This is a genomic window from Streptomyces sp. NPDC056738, assembly GCF_042790435.1.
Lineage (GTDB): Bacteria > Actinomycetota > Actinomycetes > Streptomycetales > Streptomycetaceae > Streptomyces.
The window spans coordinates 629,837-656,829 of record NZ_JBHTZF010000001.1; the positions used below are offsets into that span (position 1 = coordinate 629,837).

Here is a 26,993-nt window from a genome sequence, read left to right on the forward strand (position 1 = left end):
GCGCCGCCGAAGCCCCGGGAGAACCGATGAGCCTGTTCCTGTTCCTGATCCTCGTGGCCGTCGTGCTGGGCATCATCGGAGTCGCCGCCCACGGCCTGTTCTACCTGCTGGTCATCGGCGTCGTCGTCCTTCTCGCCGCTCTCGCCTACGGCATCCTGCGGCTGCGCCGCGGCGGCCGGAAGCAGCGCGTCGCGCGCTGAGCGCGGCACCCGCCCCGGCCGGCGAGGACCGTTCGCCGCGGTGAGACGGTCCCCGCGTCGCCCCGGAGCGGTGTCACCGGCGTCGCCGCGGCGCGACGGTCACCCGCCCAGGTACGGGCTGTAGAGCGCGGACAGGAAGCGGGTGACGATGACCTCGCGGGTCGTCGCCGGGAGGGCGTCCAGAAGACGGTTGACCGGGGCCATCCGGGCCGCGTCGTCGCCGCTCAGGTCGACGCCCGCGGCAGGGAGCAGTGCCGCGAAGGAGGCGTTGTCGAGTTCGGTCAGGTCCACCTGCCCGAGCAGGTCGACGATGTCCGCGGGCGGTGTCGGGGGTCCGAGCGGCCGGACGACGTCGACGCACTCGCGCAGCACGGTCAGCAGTTCCTCGACCCCTCGTTCACTGACCCCGGTGAGCGTCAGATGCAGATTGGCCGGCAGGCCGTCGAGGCTGAGCTGCGGCTGGAGGAAGAAGCCCCGAGCGCGGGTCTCGTCGGCGAGGGCGAAGAGGTCGAGCGGGGTCCCGGCCGCCGGGTCGGTGCCGATCGCGACGAGGGTGGCCTCGGGCGTACCGAGGACGGTGAGGCCGTCGATCTCCTTGACTCCGGCGATCAGTCTGCGGGTCGCGGACAGGGCGGCGCGGCCCAGTTCGCGGTAGCCGTCGGCGCCGAGTGCCTGCAGGGTGGCCCAGGCCCCGGCGAGCGGCCCGGCCCCCTTGCTGCTCTGGATCGTGGAGTTGACGACGCTGTAGCCGGGCCAGGTGGCGCAGGCGTAGTAGGCGTCGAGGCGCAGGGCCTCGTCACGGAACAGCAGGACGGAGGCGCCCTTGGGGGCGTAGCCGAACTTGTGCAGGTCGCAGGAGAGGGAGGTGACGCCGGGGACGGAGAGGTCGAAGGGCGGGACGGGCGCGCCCGCCTCGGCGAGCCAGGGCAGCAGCCAGCCCCCGACGCACGCGTCGACATGGCAGGGGATGCCGCGGGCGGCGGCGTCGGCGGCTATCTCGGCGACGGGGTCGATGACACCGTGGGCGTAGGACGGCGCGGAGGCGACGACGAGGACCGTGTTCTCGTTGCAGAGTTCGGCCATCGCGGCAGGGTCGGCGCGGTAGGTGACGGGGTCGACGGGCGCGCTGCGCACGGTGACCCGCAGATAGCTGCCGGCCTTGTGGAAGGCGGCGTGGGCGGTGACGGGGACGACGATCTCCGGGGCGAGGACGTCCGGGCGGGCGTCCCGGGCGGCCTTCACCGCGAGGATGATCGACTCGGTGCCGCCGCTGGTGAAGATGCCGGGCGTGGCGTCGTCTCCGCCGAGACGGGTGGCGGTCGCGCCGACGACCTGGCGTTCGAGGGTGACGATGCTGGGGAACGCGGTCGGGTCCAGACCGTTGACCTCCATCATCGTCAGGTACGCCTGTTCGGCGGCCTCGCGTACCTCGGGGCGCCCGCTGTCGTAGACGTAGGCGGTGGTGTTGCCGCCCCGCGTGGGCAGGTCAGCGGCGGTGAGGACGGCGAGTTCGGCGAGGAGGTCGGCGCCGGAACGGCCGGTCTCGGGCAGGCCCGGGTGGGCGGCCGGAGCACCTGTGGTGGTCTGCTGAGGAGTCGTCATCGAGGAGTTTCCGTTTCTCGTACGGCGCGGCGGCGGCCGTAGGCGCGCAGGGCCGGCAGGGAGAGCAGCATGAGCAGGGCGGGCACGAGGCTGAAGCCGAGGAGGATGCCGGTGCGCGCGGTGGCGGTCTGGGCGACCGGGTGGTCCAGGGTCGAGGAGACGAAGCCGGTGGCGGCCAGCGCGATCGAGTAGGCGCCGGGTCCGGCCGCGAGGCCGACGGTCTCCCCTGCCGTCCACAGTCCGGTGAACGCGCCCGACTGGACCTGTCCGGTCCGTGCCGTGTCGGCGTGCACCGTGTCGGGCAGCAGGGCGAGCGGCAGGACCTGCAGGGCCGCGTAACAGACGCCGAGCAGCCCGCAGAGCGCGAGGGTCGCGGCGACCGCCGCGGTTCGGCTGCCGCTTCCGGCGGCCGGGAGCAGGGCGGCGGCGCCGAGGGCGTAGCCGCAGGTGGCCACGGTGAGGCAGCGCAGTCGTCCCCACCGTCCGGCGGCCTTGGCCCACAGCGGGACGGCGACGGCGCTCGGTGCGACCAGGCAGACGAAGAGCATCGAGGTCAGTCCGTAGCCGCCGAGGCGGTAGGTGGCGACGTACGGCGCGGCGGCGAGCATGATCGCGACGGCGGCGGCCTGGAGCACGAAGGCGAGGAGCAGCGCGAAGAAGGAGCGGTTGCCGCGTGCGGTGCGGAAGGCGGCGACGAGTCCGAGGGGTTCGGGTCCGGGCCGTGAACGCACCCAGCGGGTACCGAGCGCGGGCACGAGCAGGACCACCGCGATGACGAGGCCGACGGTCAGGCCCATCGTCGCGTACCCCTTGCGGCCCCCGCCCGCGGCGTCGACGACGAGGGGTGCCGCGCCGCCGGCGACGAGGATGCCCAGGGTCAGGAAGACGATCCGCCAGACCATGATCCGGGTGCGGACGGACGGCACGGAGGACATCTCGGCGGGCAGGGCGACGTACGGCACCTGGAACAGCGAGAAGGCGCTGGCGGCCAGGACGAAGGTGACCGTCACCCACACCGCGGCGCCCGTGCCGGTCATCGGGGACAGGAACATCGCGGCGAACGCGGCGGGCAGGGCGAGGCCGCCGGCGACGAGCAGCCGGGTCCGCCGGCCGGTGCGGACGGCCTCGCGGTCGCTCGCGGCCCCGACCACCGGGTTGAACACGGCGTCCCAGGCCTTGGGCAGGGCGACGACGAGTCCGGCGATGCCGGCGGGGACGCCGAGCGCGTCGGTCATGAAGTAGAGGAGGAGCAGGCCGGGGACGGTCGAGAAGAGACCGGTGCCGACCGAGCCGAGTCCGTAGACGAACAGGCGGCGCCGGGTGAGTCCGCCGACGGCGGCCGGGGGGACGAGGGCGGTCGTCATCGGCGCTCCTGGTCGCGCGATGCGGGGACCCCGAGCCCGAGGTCACGCAGGACCAGGGCGCGCAGATGGGCGCGGAAGCGCGGGACCTGGGCACGGATGCCGGAGCGGCAGAAGCCGTGGGTGTTCCACAGGACCGTGTGGACGGTCATCTCGACGTCCGCGGATTCGGTGGACCGTCCGGCGGGGACGACCTCGCGGACGGTGTCGCGGACCGACTCGATGAGCGGCCGTGCGTAGGCGGCCTCCAGGTCGGCGAACTCGGCGGCGTCCGAGAGCCAGCGGCGCATCCACAGGGCCGGGATGTGCGGCTGGTCGAGACAGAAGTCGAGGTACCGGTCGACCAGGCCGGTGACGGCCGCGACCGGATCGGTGGGCGCGAGTTCCCGGAAGGCGGCCAGCGCGTCCGTCAGCACCCGCTGTTCGGCGAGGTGGGCGCGGAGCATGACCTCCCGGTAGAGGTCCGGCTTCCCGCCCACGTGGTAGGCGACGGTGGCCATGTTCAGCCCGGCCTCGGCGGCGATCCGCCGGGTGCTCGTGCCGTCGTAGCCGTGGTCGGCGAAGAGGGTGGTGGCGGCGGCGATGATGCGTTCGCGGCTGGCGTCGGCGGGCGGTGGGGCCGGGGCCGGTGGGTCGGGCGGAGAGTCGGGCATGGCGGGGAGACTATGCCGCCGGGCCGCGTCTATCAATCGATTGATGGAGACGATTTCCCGCGTGTCGGGGGGAGCGTGTTCTCCGGCTGCGCCGGGCCTTCGCCCTGTGCGTCGACTGTGATGCACGACACACGAAAACGGTCAGTTTTTACCCTGCGGAATGATCAATGGGGCCGTGGCGTCCGTACCCCTGGTGACATCTGATCGATACGGCAGGAGGCATCATGCCCGTCTCACGCAACTTGGCAGGAACGGTCTTCGTGGGCGGCGCGGTGACCCTGACTCTCGCCGCTCTGGCATACCCGACCATGCTCGGCTACCAGACCACGTCCAGCGCCCAGACCCGCGTCATCGCGGACACCCAGTGGGGTCCGCTCACCGAAGGGGACCGCGACTTCGTCGTGAAGGTGCGCGCCGCCGGACTGTGGGAGTACCCGCTGGGCGAGATCGCGCTGAAGAAGGGGTCGACTCCGGCGATGCGGGAGGCCGGCAAGCACCTGATCGTGGGGCACGCCCGCCTCGACGAACTGGACCGCAAGGTCGCCATCCAGCTCAACATCACCCTGCCCAACCAGGCGTCTCCGCAGCAGCAGCAGTTCGTGGCGACCTCCGCCGCCCTGAGCGGCAAGGACTTCGACAAGACCGCCGCCAACATCCTGCGCGTCACGCACGGTTCGATCTTCTCGGTGATCGCCAAGGTGCGCGCGACGACCAACAACTCCCTCGTACGGGAGCTCGCGAACCTCGCGAACGACACGGTGCTCGACCACATCACGATGATGGAGAAGACCGGCACCATCGACTTCGACCAGGTCCTCGCCCAGCAGAGCGCCCCGCCGACGCTCCCCAAGGACCAGCTCACGCCGCCCGCTCCGCAGCCCGGTGCCCCGATCGTCGTCCTGACAGCGCGCCCGGACCTGAACGTGCACACGGACACCCCGAGCCCCAGCCCGACGGTCGGCTGAACCACGCACCGAACCCCGGTGCGGAGCAAGGGCCTTCGGCCGCCTCTCCGCGCCGGGCGACGAGGAACGCCGCGATGGTCACGCCCTCGGCGGCGCGAAGTTCCCTTTCGTGAGTCACCCGTTGACGCTCGCACGTTCTACGGGGTGGTCCGGGCCCGGTTAGTTGACCGGTTCCCCGGTGCGCGCTACCTCTGACGACAGTCGCGGATGCGCGGTCGCGGAAGGGAGGCACATGATCCTGCTGGGGTGGGTCGTCGCCGTGACGGCCCTGGGCGTGTGGTGGGTGCTCTGGCGGCTCGTCCGGTACCCGGGGGGTTGGACGTACGCGTTCCACGAGGAGCACCGGGAGGCGCGGCGTGCTCTGGAGGGTGCCCGGGGTGCCGTACGCGCGCTGCGCAGAGCGGCTCGGCGGGAGAAGTGGCGGGCCCATGGTGCGGTGAAGCGGGCAGAGTGGGCGTACCGGCGCCGGGTTCGCCGGGCGGAGTCCGAGCTGGAGCGGCTCGGCACGACGCGCCGCGGGGCACGCGTCGAGCAGTTGGGCGAGATCACCTTGCACGAGCATGCGGTGGTCGTCGGCAACGACGAGGTCGCGCTGGCCGGCCTGAAGGTCCGGCTCGAACCGGGTCGCTTGAAGGCCACGTCGTACGTGTATCTCACGCAGCCCGACGGACGTGAGCGTATGGAGCGTTACGCCGGTGCGGACTACGCCGAGGACGCGGTGCGCCGCTTCGCCGTCCGGATCCAGAACGCCGTCGCGGCGGCGGACCGGCTGGAGGAGGAGCGGGTCGGCAGCATCCGTGCAGTCAAGGCCGAACTGCGGGAGGCACGGTCGGCGACGGATCAGGTGGAGGCGGCGAAGGAGCGGCTGGAGGAGACCCGGGCCCGCCATGACGCGGACGTCAGGCTCCCGAAGGCACGCATGGCGCTGGACGACGCCCGGAGCACCTGGCACGGGCTCACGGGCCGCCGTCCTCGCTGACCCACGACCCAGCGGCGCTGTTCGGCTTCTCGGGTCAGTGCGGGTGGGTGGGGCGCCAGTGGTTGTGGTGCAGGACCTGCTCCAGGGGTTGTCTCGGGCCCGGGTGGAACGTGGTGCGCAGGGGGTGGGCCGTCGGCAGCAGGGCGCCCTGGCGGACCGTCGGCGGCAGGCCCAGCAGGTCGGCGACCTCCCGTTCCCGGTCCAGGTGCACGGTCGTCCAGGCGGTGACCAGGCCGCGGCTGCGGGCGGCCAGCGCGTAGCTCCAGGCCGCCGGCAGCAGCGAACCCCACACCCCGGCCTGGTTGCCCGGGGGAAGTCGTCCGCCGGGCAGTTCGAGACACGGGATGACCAGGGCCGGTACCCGGTGCATCCGATCGGCCAGCACCCGCGCGCCGATGAGGACCGAGCGCGAGCCCTCGGGCAGCTCCCTCAGCCGGTCGAGCCCGGCCGCGTTGCGTTCGTAGAACGCGGTCCGGTACACCTCGGCGACGTCGGCCCGGACGCGCGGGTCGGTGAGCAGGATCCAGCGCCAGTTCTGCCGGTTGTTGCCGTTCGGCGCCTGCAGGGCGATGCGCAGACAGTCCTCGACCAGAGCGGGCTCCACCGCCCGGTCCAGGTCGAGGCCGTACCGGACGGACCGTGTGGTGGTCAGCAACTCCTCGCAGGTGAGGGAGAGTCGGCCGGTCACGGCAGCAGCACCGCCAGGACGGCCGACGCGAGGTAGGTGGCCACGACGAAGGCGATCGCGGTGGGCAGCGGCCACGCGCCGCGCCCGGCGGCCAGGAACCTCCGGGTGCCGTGGGCGGGAAGGAGGGCCGCCAGGCAGGGCAGCAGCGCGAGCGGACCGCGCGGGGCGAACAGCAGGACCTCGCAGACGACGGCACCGGCCGCGAAGCCGGCCGTCACCGCCGCGGCGCGTCCCGGACCGAGCCCGGCCGAGTACAGCCGGGCGCCGGGGGGTGCCTCCCAGGCGGTCTTGCGGGCGAACTCGAAGTGCAGGACGACACAGGCGCACAGGGCGAGCAGCGCGGCGCCGCGCCAGTCGGCGGTGACGGTCCCGGCGGCGACGAGCGACCCGTAGACGTAGACGCCGAGCAGGAGTTGGACCGGGTAGGCGACCGCCAGGCCGAGCAGCGGCCGGTCGCCCACCGCGGGGAACCGCCGCTCCAGCGGGGCGAGGAGCAGTCCGTATCCGAGGGCGGCGAGGATCAGCAGGACGTCGGTCACCGAGCGGACCGCGTTCAGACCGGTCACCCCCACGGTGATCACCGCCATCGCACCGCGCAGTTCGCCCGCGGTGATCGCGCCGGTGACGAGCGGCCGGTCCGGGTGGTGGACACGGTCGTGGTCGAGGTCCTTCTGTTCGTCCAGCATCCGCAGGAACAGCAGGGCCAGGACGACGCTGACGACCCGGATCGCGGTGGCGCCGGAGGGACGCCAGGCCGTACCGGTCGCGGTCACCGCCACACCCTCCAGGGCGAGGACCCACAGGAGTCCGTACGTGACGTAGATCTGCGGCCGGAACATGCGCAGCACGAACCGGCCCAGCCGGGCGGGGACGTGGGGCGCGGCGACGGTGGTCACTCCGGAGACCTTCCGGTCGGGTGCGGATCGGTTCGGTGGAGGGAACTCATGCGGCCCTGTGGGTGGTTCGCGCCGCGAGGCCGCGCGCGGGTCCGGCGTCCGCGTCGGCGAGCCGGATACGGGCCTCCGCGGCCAGGGTGCCGGGCTGGCGCAGGGTGCACTCGATGTCGGCGCCAGGCCGGGCCGGAGCGGTGCGGCACTCCAGCGGCAGGTCCATCTCGGCGAAGCGGCGGAACCGCGCGGCCAGGGCGACCGGCAGCGGACTGGGCGTGCGGACGGTCCCGGCGGACACGCAGGCGCGCACGGCGAGTTGGCGGAAGGCCTCCAGCTCCAGCATGCCCGGAACGTGGTCGACCCAGTGGTCGTAGAGGGTGGGGTGGTCGGTCTCGGCGAGCAGACGTGCCGTGTGGGTGCCGTCCTCCTCGGCGCGCGGCGGGGAGATCACCGTGTTGGCCCGGGCGCGCCGGCCGACGAGCGCGGGCTCGGCGTGGGGTCCGCGCAGTGCGACGGGCACGGCGGGCAGACCGAGCGCGCCGCGCTGTCCGGCCCGCAGCCTCGTCCACTCCTCGGGAGGCATCCAGGAATAGTCGATACGGGCCAGCAGGGCCTGGCGGCCGCCGATGGCGAGGGCGAAGCGGAGCCGCAGACCCCGCACACCGGCCGGGGTCCGGAACCGCCGCTCGATCCGGGTGGCGACGACCGCCTCGGTGTGCCTCTCGCCCCGGGTGAGGGCGGCCGGATCCGGCACCTCGAACCCGACCTCCCGGAGCAGGAATTTGTGGCCCGGCCGGACGCCGAGGTGCCGGTGGGCCACCACGAAGATGCCCTGCCGGCACGCCTCCAGGAGGAGGAAGGGGTCGAGCCGGTCGCCGGGGCCGAGCGTGTCGTCGTAGAAGGCGTGCCGGCGCGGGAAGCGGGCCGCCAGCAGCATCTCGTCCTCGCCGCGGCGCTCGGTGTCGGTCAGGAAGACCTCCGCGACGGCGGAGCGGTGCACGAGTTCCTTGGGGAGTGTCCGGGTGAACTGCATGGGCCGCTCCTCACTTCGCGGTGGCGCGGACGGTGTCCAGGTGGCGGCGCCAGGTGTCGGCGTCGGCTCCGTCCAGCACGGGCGCTCGGCCCGGCTGGCGCATGGGGAGCACCTTCGAGCCGACGATGACGGCGTCCCACGGGTCGAGGTCGACGCCCAGGCGCCAGGCGGTCTCCAGCAGGGTGCGCGGGCCGGCGCAGGGGTCGGCGCCCCCGTGCCGGGCCACGGTGTCGCGCAGGCGCGCGACGGCGGGATCGAAGGCGAGGTCCCGGGGTTCGGTGGCGGCGTACAGCAGACCGGTCAACTCGCTTGCGTGCGCGGCCCGGTCCTCGTCGGCGAGGGCCGAGCGGAACAGCCGGTCGCGCTCGGTCTCGTCGAAGTGGACGCCCAACTCGCGCAGGACGTCGGCGGGTTCGTCGGGGGTGTGCACGAGGTTCAGCAAGTAGCTGTAGCGGCCCAGGAGATGGCGGAGCTGGCCGGGCCTGCGGGCGTCCGGGTCCGTGGGGCCCTTGAGCCGGGTGAGTTCGACCGAGGCGGGTACGTCCAGGTCGTGGAGAGGCCGCACCAGGAGCACGAGGGCGTCGGCGTCCTCCAGGAAGAGCGCGGCCAGCCGCCTGCGGTAGGGGGTGGCGAGGTTCCACTGGAAGTACCAGAGGGAGCGGATCATGGTGCGGGTCAGGCGGGTGACGGCCGCGCCGACGATCCTGAAGCCCTGCCCGGCCAGCCAGTCCGCGGCCGCCTCCAGCCGGCGTGCCACGACGGCGTCGGGCTTGAGCAGCAGCAGCGCGTGCCGGTGGGCGAAGCCGGTGATGTCGCCGGTGAGCTGGGCGAGTTGGCCGTGGCTCTCCTGGTAGTAGGTGTCGGCGCCGTACAGCCGCTGTTTGTCGGGGTGACACGTCAGCAAGGGTGGGACGGGTATGCCGTACGAGGGTTGGGCCAGGTGGGCGGTGGTCATCGGTTCGCGCTCCCGTCGGGTCGGGCGGCCGGCTCCCTGGGCGGGGGCGGGCCGAGATAGCCGGTGGCGAGGCAGTGGTCGAGGAGGCGGCGCAGATAGGCGCGCGCGCCCGTCGCGGGCGGGCGGTGGCCGAAGGCCTCGGCGTGGGTGGTGTCGAAGCGGACGCGGCGCCGGAAGTAGGGGGCGTACAGGGAGACGACGCGGTCGTAGTACGGGCGTTCGCGGCCGGGCAGGGCCGTGGCCGAGAACGCGGACGGGGGGACGAACCGCGGCACGTGGAGGGACGGGTACTCCGCGAGGACGTCGGACATGTCCCGCAGGGTCAGCTCGTGGCCGACGGCGTGCAGGGTGCGCCCTTCAGCGTCCGGGAAGCGGGTGGCGGCCTCGGTCACCAGGTCGGCGACCCGGTCGACCGGGACCAGGTCGAGGACGGCGTCCAGGTGGCCGGGCACCGTACGCACCAGTCCCCTGGTCAGTACCCGGAGCACGGGGTAGATGGTCTTGAGGTCGCGGACCCGGCCGGTGCGGTCGGCGCCGGTGACGATGCTCGGCCGGACCACGGTGACGGGCAGACCGTCCGCCGCGGCCTTGCGGACCAGGGTCTCGGCGGCCAGCTTGCTCTTCTCGTAGTCGTTGCCGGGGCGTTGGCCGAGGTCGAGTTCGTCCTCGTACGCGGTGCCGTCGCGTTCGCCGCACACGTAGGCGGTGCCGACGTGGACCAGGGGGGTGCGGGTTGCCAGGGCCTGGCCCAGGACGTGCCGGGTGCCTTCGACGTTGACGCGCTCGTACCGGCCCGGTGCCAGTCCGAAGTCGGTGACGGCGGCGCAGTGGACGATCCGGTCGGCGGTGGCGGCGAGCCGCAGGTCGGCACCGCTCAGCCCGAGGCCGGGGCGGGTGATGTCGCCGGTCATCCGGGTCACGGCGCCCGGCCCCGGGTCGAGCTTTCTGCCGTTGTTGCGGACGAGGTCGCCGTTGCGGTGCAGGACGGCCAGCACGGTGTGGCCTGCGGCGGTGAGCCGGGCGGTCACCTCGGCACCCACGAACCCGCTGGCGCCGGTCACCAGCACGGTCGTCGGATCGGACACCGGAGCACCTGCCGACCTGGCACGAGACGCCTCGGGACCTGGGTTCTTCGGTTCGGACATCGGTGGATCCTCCGCACGGGACGTCGGGTGGGATGCTCGGGCGCTCGGCGCCGTCACCGGGCCTGGTGGGGCTGGGCCCCGTTGCCGGCCAGCAGGTCGCGGGCCTCCTCGATGGGCAGCTCCGCGCCGAGGTGGGCGCCCATGCGCAGCCAGTCGTGGCCGAGCTGAAGGGTGGCCCGCCAGGTGTACGCGGAGTCGAACGACAGCGGGAAGGAGTCGGCGCCCACGGCAGCGCGTACCCGGGCGATGAAGCGGCGCAGTTCCGCGCGCAGCGCGTCGCCGTCCTCCGCCGAGTCCACGCCGTGCCCCAGCAGCTCCACGGCGTGCGCGCCGATCGGCAGGGTGGCGGCGGGCAGCAGGTCCATACGGCGTACGAGGTCGGCGTCCGCGGGCAGCGGGTTGACCCCGTGGGCGCTGAACAGTCCGCGCAGCGCCGCGTGCACGGCGCGGCGCGCGGTGATTTCGGCCACCCTGTGCTGGCCGCGCCGCAGTGCTCCGGTCAGGTCCTCGACGGCGTTCTCGACCACGACGTTGGACCACACCAGGGCCATGGCCGCGGCGGCGAACCGGTCGGCGGGCAGGGGCATCAGGTCGACCGAGCGGGGTCCGCCGACGGCGGCGCCGCGCACCGACAGCAGCGGCTGGGCGGTGGAGGTGGGCGGGGTCAGGGGGCCGGGCGGGGCGGCGAGCGGAAGTGCGGGGGTGACGGCTCCGCCGCCCTTCCAGGCGAGGCGCACCAGCCCGTAGCGCAGGAACGCGGCGAGCAGCGGGCCGGGTTCGTTCACGCCGGTGGCGGCGCCGTCGGCCAGTACGCGGGGCAGCGGCTTGCCCAGGACGAGGGAGCGCCAGACGGCTCCGGCGTCGGCGCCGAGAGCGAAGACGTCGCGTCGGCCGCGTACGACGTGGATCCGTTCGCCGGTCTGCCAAGTGGTCACCTGGGCGACGCGTTCGACGGTGAGCCGCTCGGGCCGCCGGGGGACCTTCGCGAGTCCGAGGTCCTCGGCGAAGTCGAGGCAGGCGGTCAGGTGGGCCTGTGCCGCCTCGGCGTCGCCGGGCCGGACGACGGCGGATTCCAGCTCCCAGTAGCGGTCGCGCACGTCCGCCCGTCCCGCCCGGTCGAGCTGCAGGGACAGCCACTTGGGTTCCAGATAGGTCTCGCCCCGGCCGGCCGCCCAGGACTTGACGCTCTGCACGAGGGCGGCGCGGGTCCAGTCGACCGCCTCGTCGCTCTCGCCGAGGCACTGGAGGGCCGTCGCGTGCCGGAGGGACTGCCGGGCCCGGTGGGCCCACCAGTCGGCGGCGATCCGGCGGAACCGCTCGACCGGCAGCAGCGCCTTCACCTCCTCGATGAGGGCGTGGCCGCGCAGCGGGTGGCTGTGCAGGATCCGCTGGCAGCGGTTGAGGAGGTCCTCGGAGAGCCGGCCCGGCCGTCCGGCTCCCTGCTCCACCGCCGTGAACTGGTCGGCGAGTTGGCGAACCGAGCGGGTGCGGATCTCCACCCGCCTGCCGTCCACGAACAGCAGGGACGGCATGGTCGGCGGCTCGTCGTCGGAGCGGCTCACGAGCAGGAAGTCGATGTCGGAGGAGGGGTTGCCGAACCCCTCGGCTATGGAGCCTTCCAGGGTCACGGCCCATTCGGTGTCCGGGGGGAGTTCGGCGAGGGACTTGTCGAGCAGGTCCTGCAGCCGTTCCTCGGGGAGAATCACGGGTGCCTCTCCGTTCGCGGGCCGTCCGGGGCGGTGACCCTGCCGTCGGGGGCCGGGTCGGCCAGGACGACGGCCGATCCTTCGGGGGCCGGGTCGGCGAGGACGGCGGCCGAGTCGCCGCGGGCCGGGTCGGCGAGAGGGGTGACCGTGCCGTCGGAGGGCGGGTCGGCGAGGACCGTGACCGTCCCGGCGGCCCCGTCGACGCGCAGCCGGGCGCCGGTGCGGATCTCGGTGGTGGCGCCCTTGACCTGGACCACGGTCGGGATGCCCAACTCCCGTGCCACGACGGCTACATGGGTAAGGGGACTGCCCCGTTCGATGACGAGGGCGGCGGCCGAGGACAGCGCGGTCACCCATCCCGGGTCGGTGCGGTAGGTGAGCAGGACGCCGCCGCCGACGTCACGCGGGGTGTCGGTGACGACGGCGGGTCCTTCGGCGACACCGGGGCAGCAGGGGACTCCGCTCAGTTCGCGGGCTCCGCTGGGGGCGGCCGGACCACCGCTCCAGCCGGCCCTTTCGAGGTTCCCCCACCAGTAGGGCGCGCCGCGGGTGGTGAAGCGGGAGGGGGCGTGCAGTTCGGCGTCGGCGGCCTGTCGCCGGCGGCGCAGCCCGACGAGGTCCCGCAGTTCGGTGTGGACGATCGTGCCTTCGTAGGCGCCCTGGATCTCTTCGAGGCGCAGGTAGAAGACGTCGTCCCAGGTGTCGACGGCGCCGGCCCGTGCGAGATCGCGGCCGAGGGCGCGCAGCATGCGCTTGGCCGCTCCGAAGGCGCGGGTGCGGCAGAACCTGAGCCGTTCCCGGTCGGTGAGCGCGGTGCGGGCCTTGCTCCGCACCCGTTCGTACACCAGGCGCCGCGGCCGGCTGAGGTGCTCGTCGAGGTAGGCGTCGGCCTCGCCGCCGCGATCGGACGCGCCCGGGCCCCCGCCGTCGCCGGTGTCCGGCAGGACCTCGCGCAGCAGCGTGAAGACGCCCGCCGGGTTCTCGCGCAGGTCGGGGACCTCCAGCTTGAGTTCGTCGGGGCTGCGGTAGCCGTAGTCGGCGATGTACGCGTCGACGGACCGCAGGAATCCGGTGTACCCGGCGTCGAGCAGGGCCTGGCGGGCCTCGGGGTCGGGGGTGCGTTCCAGCAGTGCCAGGATCCCGGCGTCGGCGCGCGCCTGGACCGCCAGCTCGCGCAGGGCCCATACCGGTTCGGCGGACTCGATCGCGCCGCCCGGGGCCGCCGCGGCCCAGGTGAACCACTCCGGCGCCTCGGGCAGCCATCTGCGGGTGAGCAGGGCGAGGAGTCCCACGGAGAGCAGGATCGTCGCGTCGAGGGTCTGCATCGGGCCCCATTTCTCGATGAGTTCCCGCTGGAGCCGCCGGAATCGGCGGTAGGTCTCGTCCCCCGGCAATGCGTCGTAGTCGACGTTGTTGAATACCGTGTACGCGCGATAGAAATCTCGATGAAACCTGTCCACGGATTTTCGGATGGTGAGAAATCTTCCGGCAAAGATGACCGTACGTGTCAGCCGTGCGGCTTGGTCGCGCAGTCCGGACCGGGGTGTGAACGGATGGAGCGTGTCGGCGAGTTCGTCGGAAATACTCTCGGCGACCCCCAGGGATTTCTCCAGGACGCGCCGGTTCAGCGGGTACAGCGGCGCGAGACGCACCATGCGGTACCAGTGGAAGAGGTTGTAGTAGACGCGTCCGTGGACATGACCGAGGAGGTACGGGGTCCACTCCCGCACCTCGCGCAGCCGCTCCCCGCGGACGCCCAGGGCGCGGGCGTAGCTGTCGTATACCTTCGCGTAGGTGTCGGCGGCGAAGCTGAAGGTGAGCGGGGAGACGACACCGCTGAAGCTCTCGATGATGTTGGAGTTGTCCCAGAGCCGCAGGTTCCGTTCGGGCTCCGCAGTGGAGCCCGCGGCCGGGCCGAGGGTGGTGACGGGCCGGCTCTGGAGGATCCACAGGGCGTCGTCGTCGATGGCCCACTCGATGTCCTGAGGGGCGCCGTACACGGCGGTGACGCGCGCCCCGGCCGCGTGCAGCCGGGCCAGATGGGCGGCCGTCAGCGCGGGTCGGCCGCGGTCCTCGTCGGCGACGGGTGACACCTGGCAGCCGGGGCCCGATCCGGCGTCGTAGCGCTCCCGCTTGTCACCGACGACCGTGGTCAGCGGCTCGCCGGTGGCGGCGTCCAGGACGACGGTGTCGGCGTCGACGGCGCCCGAGACCAGCCCCTCCCCCAGTCCGCGGACGGCGCTGACCACATGCCGGTCGGTGCGTCCGCTCGCCGGGTCGGCGGTGAACAGGACACCGCTGAGCTCGGCGGCCACCATGCGCTGCACGATGACGGCGACGCCGCTCGTGTCGATCGCCAGCCCGTGCCGCGCTCGGTAGCGCAGGGAGCGCTCGCAGAAGGCGGAGGCCCAGCAGCGGCGGACGTGGGCGACGACCTCGTCGAGGCCCCGGACGTTGAGGAAGCTGTCGAACTGGCCGGCGAACGAGTGGCGCGCGCCGTCCTCCTGCACGCCGGACGACCGCACGGCCACCGCGCCGCCACCGGCCAGACCGTAGGCCAGTCCGATGGCGTCCATGAGGTGGTCGGCGAGCGGCGCGGCCTCGACGAGGCCGGCGATCTCGGCGGCGATCCGGCCCGCCTTCGGCTCCCAGCCGTCGGCGAGCAGCCGCTTCAGGTGCCCGTCGAGGCCGCTGCCGCGGCTGAATTCGGCGAATACGTCCAGGCCGATGATCGACCAGCGCGGTACCTGAAATCCGGACGCGGTCAGCGTGTAGAGGTTCTTCCCTTTTCCGCCGGCCCATTCGGTGATAAGGGATGCGTCGCTGGACGGTGTGAGGACGTGCGGGGACCGGCGTTCGGATCCCGTGGTGGGCGACAATGCGTTTCCCCTCCGAGGGTGGTGCTCGACCTCGCTCGAATGTTGCACAGCAGGGCCGGTCGAAAAAACTCCGGCGGCCCGTCACCGGCGTTTTTCGGTCGTTGTATCCCTTTCAAATTCCGATCGCCCTCCGCTGTTCAGGAGGAACACCGGCGGCCGGGACGGAAACGGGATGATCCAGCCGAAGTAGGTCCGCCCGGCCCCCGCGACGGGCCGCCCCACGGCGGCGATACGCGCCAGTAGCACCGCGTACGTCCTCCTCGCCCCCCACGCCGACGGCGGGAGGAGGCCGGGCCGGCGCGGACCTGAGCGGGGGGCCTTCATGGACCAACAGGGGCCGCAAAGCCACACGTTCGGACACCGGACGAGGGTCGAGCAGAAAGGAAAGCAACAAATATTGACGCAATCAACCAGCGCTTGTAACTTCCGTCTCAGTCGCCAGGCAGCCCTGATCTCGGCTGTCCCGAGGGCGAGTTGTAGCTCCACCCTCCACTCCGGGAGCACACATGCGCAGAAGAAGATCTGCCTCCTCGCGTCTCTTCCCCTCCCCCACGGCCGGGGCGTTACCCCGGCTGCGCCGCGCCCTGCTGTCCGTCGGGGCCGTCCTCGGCCTGCTGGTGACCGTCCTCGTCGGCATGCCCGGCATCGCCCAGGCCGCCGGTGCCCAGCCCTGCGACATCTACGCCGCGGCCGGCACCCCGTGCGTGGCCGCCCACAGTTCGACCCGTGCGCTGTTCTCGGCGTACAACGGCCCGCTGTACCAGGTCACCCGCGTCTCCGACGGCGCGACCGCCGACATCGGGCTGCTGGCGGCCGGCGGCTACGCGAACGCCGCCCAGCAGGACAGCTTCTGCGCGAACACGACGTGCAGCATCTCGAAGGTGTACGACCAGACGTCCCGCCACAACGATCTGTTCCCCGGTCCCGCGGGCACGGCCGGCATGGGTGCCGACCGGGGCGCGGACGCCGGTGAGCTGTCCGTCACGGCGGGCGGCCACAAGGTGTACGGCATCTGGATCTCCCCCGGCGTCGGCTACCGCTCGCACGGCGCCGCGTCCGGAACCGCGGTCAACGGCCAGGCGGAAGGCGCCTACATGGTCGCCAGCGGCACCCACGTCGGCTCCGCCTGCTGCTTCGACTACGGCAACGCCGAGGCCACCCCGGCCGACACCGGCAACGGTCACATGGACGCCGTCTCCATCGCCACCACCTGCTACTTCGCGCCGTGCAGCGGATCCGGGCCCTGGATCGAGGCCGACCTGGAGAACGGCATGTTCCAGGGCGACAACGGCTCCAACACCGCGAACAAGGGCAACAGCAGCACGTACGTGACCGCCGTCCTCAAGAACAACGGGCAGACCACCTACGCGCTGAAGGGAGGCAACTCTCAGTCAGGGGGCCTGACCACCTGGTGGGACGGAGCACTGCCCTCACGGGGCGGCTACCGGCCCATGCAGCAGGAGGGCGGCATCATCCTGGGCACGGGCGGCGACAACAGCAACTGGAACATGGGCACGTTCTTCGAGGGTGTCATGGTGTCCGGCTATCCGACCGACGCGGCCGAGAACGCCGTCCAGGCGAACATCGTCTCCGTGGGCTACTCGGGCCAGACCAACGTCCCCAACGGTCCGCAGGGCACCATCGGCGGCCCCGGCAACCAGTGCGTCGACGTCGCCGCGGACGACACCGGGGTGAACGGCGCCGCCGTACAGCTCTGGAACTGCCAGTCGTACGCCGAGGACCAGTTCTGGACCCACAACGCCAACGGATCGCTCGGCACCATCGGGCGCTGCCTGGACATCGTCGGCAACGGCACCGCCAACGGCGCCCAGGTCGAGCTGTGGGACTGCAACGGGGTCGGTGGCCAGAAGTGGGTGCAGCGCGCCGACGGTTCGCTGTTCAACCCCCAGTCCGGCCGCTGCCTCGACTCCCCCAACGGCGCCACGGCCAACGGCACCCGCCTGCGGATCTGGGACTGCAACGGCTCCGCGGCCCAGAGGTTCGCGGTCAACGCGGGCGCGCCCGTCATCGGGCCCGGCACCACCTGCGCCGACGTGGCCGGTGACGACAACGGCTCCAACGCGACCGCCGTACAGCTCTGGAGCTGCCAGTCGTACGCGGTCGACCAGCACTGGTTCCACAGCTCGGACGGCCGGCTGCACACGCTGGGCCGCTGCCTCGACATCGTCGGCAACGGCACCGCCAACGGCACCCAGGTCGAACTGTGGGACTGCAACGGGGCGGGGGGCCAGGTCTGGCAGCAACAGGCCGACGGCTCGCTGCTCAACCCGCAGTCCGGCCGCTGCCTCGACTCCCCCAACGGCGCCACGGCCAACGGCACCCGGCTGCAGATCTGGGACTGCAACGGGGCCGCCGCCCAGAAGTTCGCACTGGGCTGACCCCGCCGCTCCGCCCGTCGGCCCGGCCGGACGTCGAGTCCGGCCGGGTCCGCGTGTCCCGGGCTCGCGCGTCTCGGGCCCGGCCCGTGACCGTGACCGTGCGCGTCGCGTCGCGTCTGCCGAGGCGGACGGTGTGTCGGCCGCCCCGGACGCTGTCTGCTCCGCGACCGTCTGTGGTAATCGATCTGTATGCCGAAAAATACCCCGCCGGACGCGGACGACCACGACCGGACCTCCGCGCGGGTACGGCTGTCCGCGGCGCTGCGCGACTCCTCGGTCGGCCGGGGATGGCGGCACAGCAAGGACATCGAACTGGGCCAGAGGTCGCTGGGCTTCGCGGCCCTCGGTTTCCTCACGCTGGTGCCCCTCCTGATCGTCGTCTCCGCGGCCGATCCGGCCCACGGGCGTGGCTTCGCGCAGTGGCTGGGGGACGGCCTCGGGGTGTCCCGAGCCGCCAGGGACGAGGTCGCGCGGCTGTTCGCCGGGCCCGCGCAGGTGCGGCAGACGACGACGGCCTTCGGTCTCGCCGCGCTCGCCGTCTTCGGTCTGAGCTTCGGCGCGGCGGTGCAGACCGGTTACGAGAAGGTGTGGGAGCTGCCCGCGGCCCGCTGGCACGCGCGATGGCGCCACGTCCTCTGGCTCGCCGTGCTCATCGGCACCATCTACGTGACGGCGACGACCACGCTGTGGCGCCACTCGGTCGCCGGAACGGTGACCGCGACGCTGAGCGCCATCCTGTTCTTCTGGTGGTCGCAGTGGATGCTGCTCGGCGGCAGGATCGCCGCCTGGTCCCTGCTGCCCGGCGCCGTGTTCACCGCTCTCGGCCTGCTCGGCCTGCGGTTCTTCTCGCGTCTGGTCTTCTCTCCCCTGATCGCCTCCAGCACCGTCAACTACGGCCCTTTCGGCACCGTCCTCGTCGTCCAGTCCTGGCTGGTCGGTGTCGGCGTCGTCGTCTTCGGCGGCGCGCTGCTGGGGCGGCTGGCGCACGAGGAGATCAACACCGCGACGGAGACCATGCTGCGGCGGGCCCGGCAGCGCGGGCGGTGAGTCCGGGCGGACTCCCCCTCGAACTCCGCCTCTCGCCAGGTCAGTTGGGCGCGTCGAGCGGAGCGGTGACCTCCTTGCCCGGCGTCGGTGCGGCGGACGGCTCCCGGTCCCAGCGCAGGACGAGGATCGTGGCCGGGACCGCGATGAGGGCCCAGATGACCACGGTCATGACCACGGCCGTCCAGGTGTCCCAGAAATGCCCGGCGCAGATGGCCGCGACGAAGGGCAAGCCCACCACCCCCACAGGCGTCGCCTTGGCGAACGGGACCCGGGGTACGACGGGCCGGCCGGTGGCGAGGCGGCGGGCCCGGCGGGCGCTGCCGAACGCGGCGACGAAGGCCAGGGCCGCCGACCCGACGACGACCAGGGCGGCCCCGACGAAGGTGATGGGGCCATCGTCCGGCAGTCCCGCGAGCCGCTCGCGCACCCCGCCCCGGCTGACGGAGACCACGTCGTTCCGCCAGGTGGTGACGTCCACCCGCCCGCCCGGCCGGACGAGTTCGGAGAGGTCGCCGTTCCTGTCGAGGTCGATGAACTGATCGGCGGGGGCGGGAACGGGCGGCCGCAGCCGTATGCGGAAGACCTTGGTCCTGCCGCTCTTGACGGTCTGGGCGGAGAGGACCGTACCTGTGATCGTGCGCAGGCAGCTCATGCCCTGATCGCCGGCCCCGGCTCCCCCGGTGCACGGCCGGGCGTCGTGGAAGGCCGCCTCCGTGGCGACCTTTCCGGGGACGTAGAGACTCGGTCCCACCGCCACCGTCGACAGGGCCAGCCCGAGCAGCGTCCACGCCACCGCGCGCCACCACTCCTGCCGGATCCGTGCCGAGAGCCACCGGTCCGCCGAGAGCCCCCGGTCCGTCGTCTGCGCAGCCACCGCTGTGCCTCCTTCGTTCCCGAGCATTAGGTCATACGTGTCCGGCCTGCCGACACGGCAGGTTCCGGAAGCGTCGGCCCCGGGCGGAGCTGCCGGATTCCGGCAAGATCGGAGAAACTCGGGGCCGGACCCGAGCGGCGGTGGCCATGGCCCGAGCGGCGTCCCGGTCAGCCGGAGTTGTAGCCCCAGCGGGCGCGGCCGTCCCGGCCCATGAAGCACTTCGCCGGGCGTCCGTCGGCCGTCGTCGCGGTGGCACCGACGGGCGAGCAGTACTGCCCGAACCCGATGCCGGACCCGCCGCCCGTGCTTCCCGTGCTTCCCGTGCTTCCGCCCGAGGTGCCGGAGGAGCCACCGGAGGAACCGCCCGTGGAACCACCGCCGCCACTGCCTCCTGACGTGCCGCCCGTCGTGGTGGAGCCACTCGTGCCGCCGGCGCGTGGCTTGGGCTTCGGCTCGGGCTTGGGCTTGGGCTTCGGCTTCGGCTTCGGACTGGGCTTCGGGCTGGGCTTGGCGCACGAGTCGTCCGGACCGATCAGCCACAGGTCCGCCCGCGTCGACGGCGTGACCTCACGGTCGGGTTCCGGCCGCTGCCGGCACACCCGCCAGTCCTCCAGGTCCCCGGTCCCGCCGCCGAGGCGCTCGCCGGTGTGCGCGTGCCAGGCGGCGGTGTACGTGAACCCCAGGTCGTCGAGGGTGCCCGAGGCCGCGCGGTAGCTCTCGCCCCGGAGGTCCGGCATGACCACCCGTCGGGGGGCGAGGAGGCTCGTGGGGCACGCCTCCTTCTCGGGGACGGCGTAGAGCGTCAGCGCGCGGACGGCCGGGCGGACCTTCTCCTGCGCGGAGGGTGTCTGGAAGCAGACCTTCCAGCCGGGCCGCGTGTCCGTCACGGGCCGGAAGGACGAGGTGGCGTCGGCCGTCGTGACCGACATCCAGGACTGGCGTCGTGCGTCCGCGACGGCCGTGGTGAGGGCGGTTCCCTTGAAGTCCCGCACCGCCACGGAGCGGTCGGCGCCGGCGCGGGCCGACGCGTCGTGTCCCACGCCCCAGGCGGTGGCGAGCACGGTGGCCGCGAGCATGCAGGCGAGGACGGGGCGCCGGTGGGCCCACTCCAACACGCGTGCTCCGCCGCGCGGATCGGCCGAGGAGCCGGCGGGCACGGGTTCACCGCGCGCCGCGAGGAGTTCTCCCCCGGGATCGATCCGCGATCCCCAGACGGTGATCCGTCGTCCGTCCACGGCCAGGTCCACGCGTGACGCGGCCCCGTAGGCGGGGCGCAGGACCACCGGGGGCCGCGCGATCCGCGAAGGCTCCTCACCGCTCAGCAGGATGAGCGCGCCATCGGTGAGAGCGGCGTACCCCAGCCCCTGGTGGTAGAGGGCCAGCACGTGTTCTCCGGACCGGAGGGTACGGAGCAGCGCCTTGGCCTTGGGGAGCGGAAGGGCGACCTCGCGGGCGCCCACTTCGGCGGTGCGCGGGTCGTCACGCAGCAGACGCTGCGCAGCGGTTGGGGACATACGCGGAGATTAGCCGCTGTCGATCTTCGGCAGAAACCCTGCCCCCGAACCGATGCACGGCTGTGACCTGCGCAAATGATGCCACCGGCATCGCGTCCCGCGACAGTCCCCGGCCGAACGGCTCCGTCCCGCCCCGCGACGGTGAGGTCAGCCGATCAGTTCCGGCGCGAGCCGGTGATACCGCGCCAGGAGCACGTTGAGCGCCGCGATGACCAGGACCGCGGCGGCGATGGCGAGCAACGCGCGGCCCGTGCCCCAGGGGGTGATGAGCGTGCCGAGGGCGCCGCCCACGAAGATGCCGAGGACGGTGGCGACGAGCCGGGGACGGATCGTGTGCCGCTCGGGGGTCGCGGGGACGGCCCCGGTGAGACCGTGGATGAGACGGACCAGCGACACCTGGACGAGCAGGGTGGGCATACCGGGAACGGCCGCGCGCAGTGCGGTGTCGGCACGCAGTCCCATGGCGAAGCCGACGATGGCGATGACCAGGCTGTCCGGGTGCTCGGTGAGCGAGCCGGAACCGTGCCGCCACAGCGCGGTCGCGCCCGCGAGCGCCAGCAGGACGCCCTCCACCGCCAGCGCGGCCGCGAACCAGTGCCGGTGGTGTGCGACGAGACCCTTGGTGGTCAGGGCACCGGCCAGGGCACCGAGGACGAAGGCCATCAGGGCGATCGCGGGGCGGGCCACCGGCACCTGTCCCTCACCGGCGACGGCGAAGGACAGGAAGAGCACGTTGCCCGTGGCCAGCGCGGTGAAGACGTGCCCCATGGTCAGGAAGCTGACCGCGTCCGCGGCGCCCGCCAGGACGGTGAGGGTCGCCATGACGACCGTCCGTTGGCGTTCGCGTCGTTCGGCGTCCGGGCGCGGTGCGGATTCTTCACTCATCCGGTCAGTCTCGGCAACGGCGGCCCCGCAGCCGCGGTGTCCGGGCCGACACGCGCCGGCCGTGCCGCCAATGGACGCCGCGCCGGGGCCCGCGGCCGCCCCGGACAGCCGGGGATCAGACCGCCAGGCGACGGATGGCGACGACGGCCGCGTCGTCGCCGAGATGGCCGTGGACGTGGAGCAGCAGGTCGGTCTGGAGGCGGCGCAGGAGTTCGTCGGGGTCGTCCTTCGTCCACTGTGGCGCCCGTTCGGAGAACGGGTAGAAGGCTCCGTCGGTGTCGCGGGCCTCGATGACGCCGTCCGTGTAGAGCAGCAGGAGGTCGCCGACCTCGAAGGGGAACGTCTGGACGTCGTACGTGGCGATGCCGAAGGCCCCGCCGAATCCGATCGGCAGGTGGCTCGCGTCGGCCGTGAGAGGGGTGAGGTCGTTCCCGCGCAGGAGGAGCGGCGGCGGGTGGCCGCAGGTGATGAGGTGGACGACCGGATCGTGGTCGGGGATGTCGAGCAGCGTCACGGTCGCGAAGTCCTCGTTGGTGTCCTGCTCCGCCGGTGCCCGCCACTGACTGGTGTCCCAGCGGAACGCGGCGTCCAGGTGGACGGCGAGGCGAGGAAGGGTGGCCTGCCGGTGGGCGGCCGCGCGGAAGGCCCCGAGGAGCAGGGCGGCGTTGTTGATCGCGGCCAGACCGCTGCCGCGTACGTCGCCGATGAGGAGCCGGGTGCTGTGGTGGACGGTGCGCGCGGCCGCGTACAGGTCTCCGCCCAGATCGGCCTCCTCCTCGGCGGGGATGTACAGGCCGGCGATCCGCAGCGGACCGGCCTGCGTCGGCAGCGGCCGCAGCAGCACGCTCTGTGCCGCCACGGCCACCGAACGCACCCGGTGCAACTGCCTCTCGTTACGGTCCCGCACCACGCAGACGGTGACGCAGACGACGGAGACGATGATCAGGGCCGCGATCTGGGCCTGGATGTTGGCGGTGGCCAGGACGCCTCGGATCGCGCCGATCAGTACTTGGGCCGCCACCGCCAGAACGCCCATCAGCGCCGTGACGCGGGCCCCGGCGAACGCCACCGTGATCGCGGGCGCGGCCACCAGGAGCGGACCGAGGTGGATGTGCGGCGGAGCCAGCACGTCCACGACACAGACCGTGACGATCAGCGCCAGGGGGATCACGACCAGTGCGGGCGCGTGACCCGGCCGCCAGGAACTCCGCAAGTCCAGCCATGGTCGAAGAGCCATGCCGCAAGCCTTCCACTTCCTTCCGCGGACGGGGATGTCCGCCGCTCCCGGGACCGGGAGCCGGATCCGGCGATCCGCGAGGACCGGGACGACCTCCTTCGTACGGTTGCCCGCGGTTTGTCGCTGGCAAGTCCTTGCCATGGCGAGGACTTGCCGTCGCTGTGCCTTCTCGTCGGCCGGGACCGGCCGATAGACCCAGGGGCATGGTCTCTTCCTCCCACTCCGCCGCCTCCTGGCGCAGGCGGCGGCATCTGATATCGGCTGCCGCCGTGGCCTCGTTGCTGGCGTCGGGGCTCGCGGTTCTGCACGAGCCCGCACATGCCGCCCCGCGCAAGCCCATCGTTCCCGCCAGGTCCACGGCGACCCACAAGGTGACTCTGGTCACCGGCGACGTCGTCACGGTCACCACATCGGCCGACGGCGAGCAGACGGCCGACGTCGACCGGCCCGACAGCGCCGTCGGCGGCGTGAAGATGCAGACGGTCCACGGCGATCTGTTCGTCATCCCCGACGAGGCGGTGCCGCTGCTGGGCGCGGGCAAGCTGGACCGTCGGCTGTTCGACGTCACCGACCTGATCGAGATGGGGTACGACGACGCGAAGACGTCCTCCATGCCGCTGATCGCGACGTACGCCGCGTCGAAGTCCCGCGCGGCCGTCGAGCCGGCGGCTCCCCGGGGCAGCAGGCTGACCCGCACCCTCAAGGGCATTCGCGGTGCCGTGCTCAGCGCGCAGAAGCGGCGGGCCCGCACCTTCTGGAACACCGTCGTGCCGCGGGGCGGCAAGGCGATGGGCGCGGGAGTGGCGAAGCTGTGGCTCGACGGCCGGGTGAAGGCCGACCTGAAGGAGAGCGTGCCGTTGATCGGCGCGCCCGAGGCGTGGGCGGCCGGATACACCGGAAAGGGCGTCAAGGTCGCGGTGCTCGACACCGGCATCGACGTCAACCACCCCGACTTCGCCGGTGTGATCGACGGCACGGCCAGTTTCGTACCGGGTGAGGCCATCACCGACCTCAACGGGCACGGCACCCACGTGGCGTCCACCATCGTCGGTTCCGGAGCCGCCTCGGGCGGTGACTACAAGGGTGTGGCTCCCGGCGCCGACCTGTACGTCGGCAAGGTGCTCGGTGGCGCGGAGGGCTACGGCCAGGACTCCTGGGTCATGGCCGGTATGCAGTGGGCCGCCGAGTCCGGTGCGGACGTCGTGAACATGAGCCTCGGCGACTCCTACCCGACCGACGGCAGCGACCCGATGTCGCAGACGGTCGACGCGCTGTCGGCGAAGTACGGCACGCTGTTCGTCATCGCCGCCGGCAACGCGGGTCCGGAGAGCATCTCCGCCCCGGGGGCGGCCGCCTCGGCGCTGACCGTGGCCGCCACGGACAAGCAGGATCAGCTCGCATCGTTCTCCAGCACCGGTCCGCTGGCCTCCTCCGGCGCCCTGAAGCCGGACATCGCGGCCCCGGGCGTCGACATCACCGCGGCCCGCTCGCAGGAGATGACCGACGGCGGGACGGGCATGTACCGCACGCTCAGCGGTACCTCCATGGCCACTCCGCACGTGGTCGGGGCGGCGGCGATCCTGGCCCAGCGGCATCCGGACTGGACCGGCGCCCAGCTCAAGGAACAGCTCATGAGCACGGCGAAGGGCCTGGACGCGGGGTATTCGCCGTACGAGGTCGGCACCGGCCGCGTCGACGTGGCCGCCGCGGTGCGCACCACGGTCCGCGCCACCGGATCGCTGTTCTTCGGGAACCACACGTGGCCGTACGACCCGAACGGCACGGCCGTCACCAAGGACCTGACCTTCACCAACAGCGGATCCTCCGACGCGACGCTCGACCTGGGTCTGACCGACGACGGCGGCCCGTTCACCCTGGGAGCGAGCAGGGTGACCGTCCCGGCGGGCGGCACCGCGACCGTCCCGGTCACCGGCGACCCGCGAGCCGTCCCGGCGGGCCGGCACGTCGGTTACGTGACGGCGACCGACGCGGCCACCGGAAAGCCGGTGACCCGCACCTCCGTGGCGCTGCTCAAGGAGGACGAGCGCTACGACCTGAACATCAAGCTGGTCGGCCGGGACGGCAAGCCGGCCGCCGGCTGGGTCGGCATCAACCTGGCCGGCGACGTCTGGCCGTGGAACGTCTACGTCGACGGCTCGACCACCCTGCGCATGGCGCCCGGCACGTACACCGTCGCGGGCTACGTCGACGTGGCCGGTGAGAAGGCGGATCGCTCCGGTCTGGCCGTGCTGGTCGCCCCGGAGACCGTGCTCAAGGGCGGGTCCAAGGACGTGGTGCTGGACGCGAGCAAGGCGCGGCTGCTGAGGACCCGGGCGCCGCAGCGCACCGAGGACCGCCAGCGCAAGGTCGACTTCAACGTCCACTACAAGGGCCAGGACCCGTACACGGACTATCGCAGCGCGTACGTGCTGCCGCCGACGTACGACGACGTCTACGTCTCGCCGACGAAGCCGATGAAGCAGGGCGAGTTCGTCCTGACGACCCGCTGGCGCAAGGGCGAGCCCCGGCTCGCTCTGAGCACGCCGGGCGGCCGGCTGCGCTTCGACACGCTGGTGCAGGCGGGCAGTGCCCTGGGCACCGCCACGCAGACGCTGGGCGCCGTCTACGCGGGCGACGGCTCGGCCGCCGCGTACGCGAAGGTCAGGGCCAAGGGCAAGGTCGTCGTCGTCGAGCGCGGTGACGGCGTCTCGCCCGAGGAGCGTGCCGAAGCCGCGGCGGCGGCCGGCGCGAAGGCGCTGATCGTGGTCAACGACGGCGTCGGTTCCCTGATGGAGTACGTCGGCGAGTCGGCCCTCCCGGTCGCCACCGTCCATCGCGACGCGGGCCGGGCCCTCGTCTCGATGGCCAAGGCCGGCGTCTTCAAGCTGACCGTGAAGCAGACCGAGTACACGCCGTTCGTCTACGACCTGACGCGGAACTACCCCGGCCGGGTGCCGGACCGGCCCCTGGTCTACCAGCCGGCCCGGCGTGACCTCGCCCGGATCGACGCCCGCTACTACTCGGCCACGGACGGCAAGGCGGCGGAAGGCTACCGGTCCGACTTCACCCTCAGCCCGTCGTTCAACCTCCCCGAGGCCGAGTGGCACCCGGGCACCCGCACCGAATGGGTGACCCCGGGCCAGGTCTGGAGGGAGTTCCACGCGCAGGGTGTCGACGGAACCCTGCCCTGGGTGATGGTGTCGGGCGACAACACGTACACCCAGGGCAGCACCACCCGTCTGGACTGGTTCGCTCCGGCGACCCGCCCCGGCCAGAGCGAGTCCTTCGGCGTGTACAACTCCCGCTGGCAGAACTACATGACCTGGAACGTGCAGGCGTGGGCCTCCGCCAGCCGGAACATGCGGCTGGGCGGCTACCTGCCGTGGGGCGAGACACCGTCCCACCTGCAGATCTTCCAGGGCGACACACGGATCTACGACAACCCGGTCAGCGGGGACATGCAGTGGCAGGAGGTACCGGCGGGCAACCTGCCCTACCGCGCCGTCCTCGACGTGGAGCGGCCCGGTGACGACTTCCGGCTGTCGACCCGCACCCACAGCGAGTGGACGTTCATGTCCGACACCGTCGACTCGGACTCCTTCGAGCCCTTCTCGGTGCTGAACCTGAACTACGAACTGGCGTCGGACCTGCACGGTGACGTGAAGGCGGACGCGACCCAGCGGATCGCCCTCAGGCCGGTGTCCATGGACCTCGGCACCGTGCCGGGCAAGGTCACCACGGTGAAGCTCGACGTCTCGTACGACGACGGCGCCACCTGGCGGAAGGTGACCTTGACCAAGGGCGCCGGCGGCTACTGGAAGGGCTCGTTCAGGACGGCCAGGAAGCCCGGCGGCTTCCTCTCGGTCCGCGCGAGCGCCGAGACGAGCAGCGGCTTCGGCGTCAAGAACGACATCATCCGGGCGTACGGCCTGCGATGAACCACGCAGATCGGCCCCGGGGAGGCAACTCCCCGGGGCCTGT

General features: G+C 72.5%; 20 protein-coding genes. 6 read left to right on the plus strand and 14 right to left on the minus strand.

From position 1 onward, the window contains the following. Positions 1-26: 26 nt before the first annotated feature. A complete protein-coding gene (locus tag ACFRIC_RS02565) occupies positions 27-200 on the plus strand; it encodes a hypothetical protein (protein ID WP_382778637.1) in 174 nt (57 codons plus the stop codon). 99 nt (positions 201-299) lie between these two features. Here ACFRIC_RS02565 and ACFRIC_RS02570 read toward each other — a convergent pair whose 3' ends face one another. Genes ACFRIC_RS02570 through ACFRIC_RS02580 form a run of 3 tightly spaced genes read right to left on the minus strand, consistent with a single transcriptional unit; the run spans position 300 to position 3,816 of the window. After that, on the minus strand, positions 300-1,802 hold the full coding sequence (locus tag ACFRIC_RS02570) for a pyridoxal phosphate-dependent decarboxylase family protein (RefSeq protein ID WP_382778638.1): 1,503 nt from the start codon (positions 1,800-1,802) through the stop codon (positions 300-302). Next, complete coding sequence (locus ACFRIC_RS02575; RefSeq protein ID WP_382778639.1) at positions 1,799-3,166, minus strand: MFS transporter; 1,368 nt, start codon at positions 3,164-3,166, stop codon at positions 1,799-1,801. Before ACFRIC_RS02575 ends, ACFRIC_RS02570 begins: the two co-directional genes overlap by 4 nt. Continuing rightward, the gene (locus ACFRIC_RS02580) at positions 3,163-3,816 is read right to left on the minus strand and encodes a TetR/AcrR family transcriptional regulator (protein WP_382778640.1); all 654 of its coding nucleotides are present in this window, start codon (positions 3,814-3,816) and stop codon (positions 3,163-3,165) included. The genes ACFRIC_RS02575 and ACFRIC_RS02580 overlap by 4 nt, the downstream gene beginning before the upstream one ends. 224 nt (positions 3,817-4,040) lie before the next feature. Here ACFRIC_RS02580 and ACFRIC_RS02585 point away from each other — a divergent pair, with 224 nt between their 5' ends. Next, positions 4,041-4,781, plus strand: a complete 741-nt coding sequence (locus ACFRIC_RS02585) for a DUF4142 domain-containing protein (RefSeq protein WP_382778641.1) — start codon at positions 4,041-4,043, stop codon at positions 4,779-4,781. Between the two features lie 232 nt (positions 4,782-5,013). Further along, positions 5,014-5,760, plus strand: a complete 747-nt coding sequence (locus tag ACFRIC_RS02590; protein ID WP_382778642.1) for a hypothetical protein — start codon at positions 5,014-5,016, stop codon at positions 5,758-5,760. A 34-nt stretch (positions 5,761-5,794) separates the two neighbouring features. Here ACFRIC_RS02590 and ACFRIC_RS02595 read toward each other — a convergent pair whose 3' ends face one another. From ACFRIC_RS02595 to ACFRIC_RS02625, 7 genes are all read right to left on the minus strand, one after another. Continuing rightward, positions 5,795-6,448 (minus strand): nitroreductase family protein, encoded by a 654-nt coding sequence (locus ACFRIC_RS02595; protein WP_382778643.1) that lies wholly within the window; start codon positions 6,446-6,448, stop codon positions 5,795-5,797. Then, the gene (locus ACFRIC_RS02600; protein ID WP_382778644.1) at positions 6,445-7,344 is read right to left on the minus strand and encodes a hypothetical protein; all 900 of its coding nucleotides are present in this window, start codon (positions 7,342-7,344) and stop codon (positions 6,445-6,447) included. The genes ACFRIC_RS02595 and ACFRIC_RS02600 overlap by 4 nt, the downstream gene beginning before the upstream one ends. A 46-nt stretch (positions 7,345-7,390) precedes the next feature. Beyond that, entirely contained in the window at positions 7,391-8,371 is a 981-nt protein-coding gene (locus ACFRIC_RS02605) for a ScbA/BarX family gamma-butyrolactone biosynthesis protein (RefSeq protein WP_382778645.1), read from the minus strand. A 10-nt stretch (positions 8,372-8,381) separates the two neighbouring features. Then, positions 8,382-9,326: a nucleoside-diphosphate kinase gene (locus ACFRIC_RS02610; RefSeq protein ID WP_382778646.1), complete on the minus strand. Its 945-nt coding sequence runs from the start codon at positions 9,324-9,326 to the stop codon at positions 8,382-8,384. Further along, a complete protein-coding gene (locus tag ACFRIC_RS02615; RefSeq protein ID WP_382778647.1) occupies positions 9,323-10,411 on the minus strand; it encodes an SDR family oxidoreductase in 1,089 nt (362 codons plus the stop codon). Before ACFRIC_RS02615 ends, ACFRIC_RS02610 begins: the two co-directional genes overlap by 4 nt. A 113-nt stretch (positions 10,412-10,524) precedes the next feature. Continuing rightward, a complete protein-coding gene (locus ACFRIC_RS02620; protein WP_382778648.1) occupies positions 10,525-12,177 on the minus strand; it encodes a hypothetical protein in 1,653 nt (550 codons plus the stop codon). Continuing rightward, positions 12,174-15,056 (minus strand): phosphoenolpyruvate synthase, encoded by a 2,883-nt coding sequence (locus ACFRIC_RS02625; protein WP_382778649.1) that lies wholly within the window; start codon positions 15,054-15,056, stop codon positions 12,174-12,176. Before ACFRIC_RS02625 ends, ACFRIC_RS02620 begins: the two co-directional genes overlap by 4 nt. 506 nt (positions 15,057-15,562) lie before the next feature. Here ACFRIC_RS02625 and ACFRIC_RS02630 point away from each other — a divergent pair. Both ACFRIC_RS02630 and ACFRIC_RS02635 read left to right on the plus strand, forming a co-directional pair. Continuing rightward, on the plus strand, positions 15,563-17,455 hold the full coding sequence (locus ACFRIC_RS02630; RefSeq protein ID WP_382778650.1) for an arabinofuranosidase catalytic domain-containing protein: 1,893 nt from the start codon (positions 15,563-15,565) through the stop codon (positions 17,453-17,455). A gap of 189 nt (positions 17,456-17,644) precedes the next feature. Further along, positions 17,645-18,502: a ribonuclease BN gene (locus tag ACFRIC_RS02635; RefSeq protein WP_382778651.1), complete on the plus strand. Its 858-nt coding sequence runs from the start codon at positions 17,645-17,647 to the stop codon at positions 18,500-18,502. A gap of 40 nt (positions 18,503-18,542) precedes the next feature. Here ACFRIC_RS02635 and ACFRIC_RS02640 read toward each other — a convergent pair whose 3' ends face one another. The 4 genes from ACFRIC_RS02640 to ACFRIC_RS02655 form a co-directional block, all read right to left on the minus strand. Continuing rightward, positions 18,543-19,376, minus strand: coding sequence for a hypothetical protein (locus tag ACFRIC_RS02640; protein WP_382778652.1), 834 nt, complete (start codon positions 19,374-19,376; stop codon positions 18,543-18,545). 167 nt (positions 19,377-19,543) lie between these two features. Next, complete coding sequence (locus ACFRIC_RS02645) at positions 19,544-20,890, minus strand: hypothetical protein (protein ID WP_382778653.1); 1,347 nt, start codon at positions 20,888-20,890, stop codon at positions 19,544-19,546. A 147-nt stretch (positions 20,891-21,037) separates the two neighbouring features. Continuing rightward, complete coding sequence (locus tag ACFRIC_RS02650) at positions 21,038-21,775, minus strand: YoaK family protein (RefSeq protein WP_382778654.1); 738 nt, start codon at positions 21,773-21,775, stop codon at positions 21,038-21,040. A 115-nt stretch (positions 21,776-21,890) separates the two neighbouring features. After that, positions 21,891-23,012: a PP2C family protein-serine/threonine phosphatase gene (locus ACFRIC_RS02655; RefSeq protein WP_382778655.1), complete on the minus strand. Its 1,122-nt coding sequence runs from the start codon at positions 23,010-23,012 to the stop codon at positions 21,891-21,893. A gap of 203 nt (positions 23,013-23,215) precedes the next feature. Between ACFRIC_RS02655 and ACFRIC_RS02660 the strand changes: the two genes are divergently transcribed. Beyond that, positions 23,216-26,950, plus strand: a complete 3,735-nt coding sequence (locus ACFRIC_RS02660; RefSeq protein WP_382778656.1) for a S8 family serine peptidase — start codon at positions 23,216-23,218, stop codon at positions 26,948-26,950. Positions 26,951-26,993 lie beyond the last annotated feature (43 nt).

Coding starts and splice junctions, on each gene's coding strand:
- ACFRIC_RS02630 (WP_382778650.1), top strand. CDS start 15,563: ATGCGCAGAAGAAGATCTGCCTCCTCGCGTCTCTTCCCCTCCCCCACG.
- ACFRIC_RS02590 (WP_382778642.1), top strand. CDS start 5,014: ATGATCCTGCTGGGGTGGGTCGTCGCCGTGACGGCCCTGGGCGTGTGG.
- ACFRIC_RS02660 (WP_382778656.1), top strand. CDS start 23,216: ATGGTCTCTTCCTCCCACTCCGCCGCCTCCTGGCGCAGGCGGCGGCAT.
- ACFRIC_RS02570 (WP_382778638.1), bottom strand. CDS start 1,802: ATGACGACTCCTCAGCAGACCACCACAGGTGCTCCGGCCGCCCACCCG.
- ACFRIC_RS02565 (WP_382778637.1), top strand. CDS start 27: ATGAGCCTGTTCCTGTTCCTGATCCTCGTGGCCGTCGTGCTGGGCATC.
- ACFRIC_RS02655 (WP_382778655.1), bottom strand. CDS start 23,012: ATGGCTCTTCGACCATGGCTGGACTTGCGGAGTTCCTGGCGGCCGGGT.
- ACFRIC_RS02575 (WP_382778639.1), bottom strand. CDS start 3,166: ATGACGACCGCCCTCGTCCCCCCGGCCGCCGTCGGCGGACTCACCCGG.
- ACFRIC_RS02580 (WP_382778640.1), bottom strand. CDS start 3,816: ATGCCCGACTCTCCGCCCGACCCACCGGCCCCGGCCCCACCGCCCGCC.
- ACFRIC_RS02645 (WP_382778653.1), bottom strand. CDS start 20,890: ATGTCCCCAACCGCTGCGCAGCGTCTGCTGCGTGACGACCCGCGCACC.
- ACFRIC_RS02605 (WP_382778645.1), bottom strand. CDS start 8,371: ATGCAGTTCACCCGGACACTCCCCAAGGAACTCGTGCACCGCTCCGCC.
- ACFRIC_RS02610 (WP_382778646.1), bottom strand. CDS start 9,326: ATGACCACCGCCCACCTGGCCCAACCCTCGTACGGCATACCCGTCCCA.
- ACFRIC_RS02635 (WP_382778651.1), top strand. CDS start 17,645: ATGCCGAAAAATACCCCGCCGGACGCGGACGACCACGACCGGACCTCC.
- ACFRIC_RS02585 (WP_382778641.1), top strand. CDS start 4,041: ATGCCCGTCTCACGCAACTTGGCAGGAACGGTCTTCGTGGGCGGCGCG.
- ACFRIC_RS02650 (WP_382778654.1), bottom strand. CDS start 21,775: ATGAGTGAAGAATCCGCACCGCGCCCGGACGCCGAACGACGCGAACGC.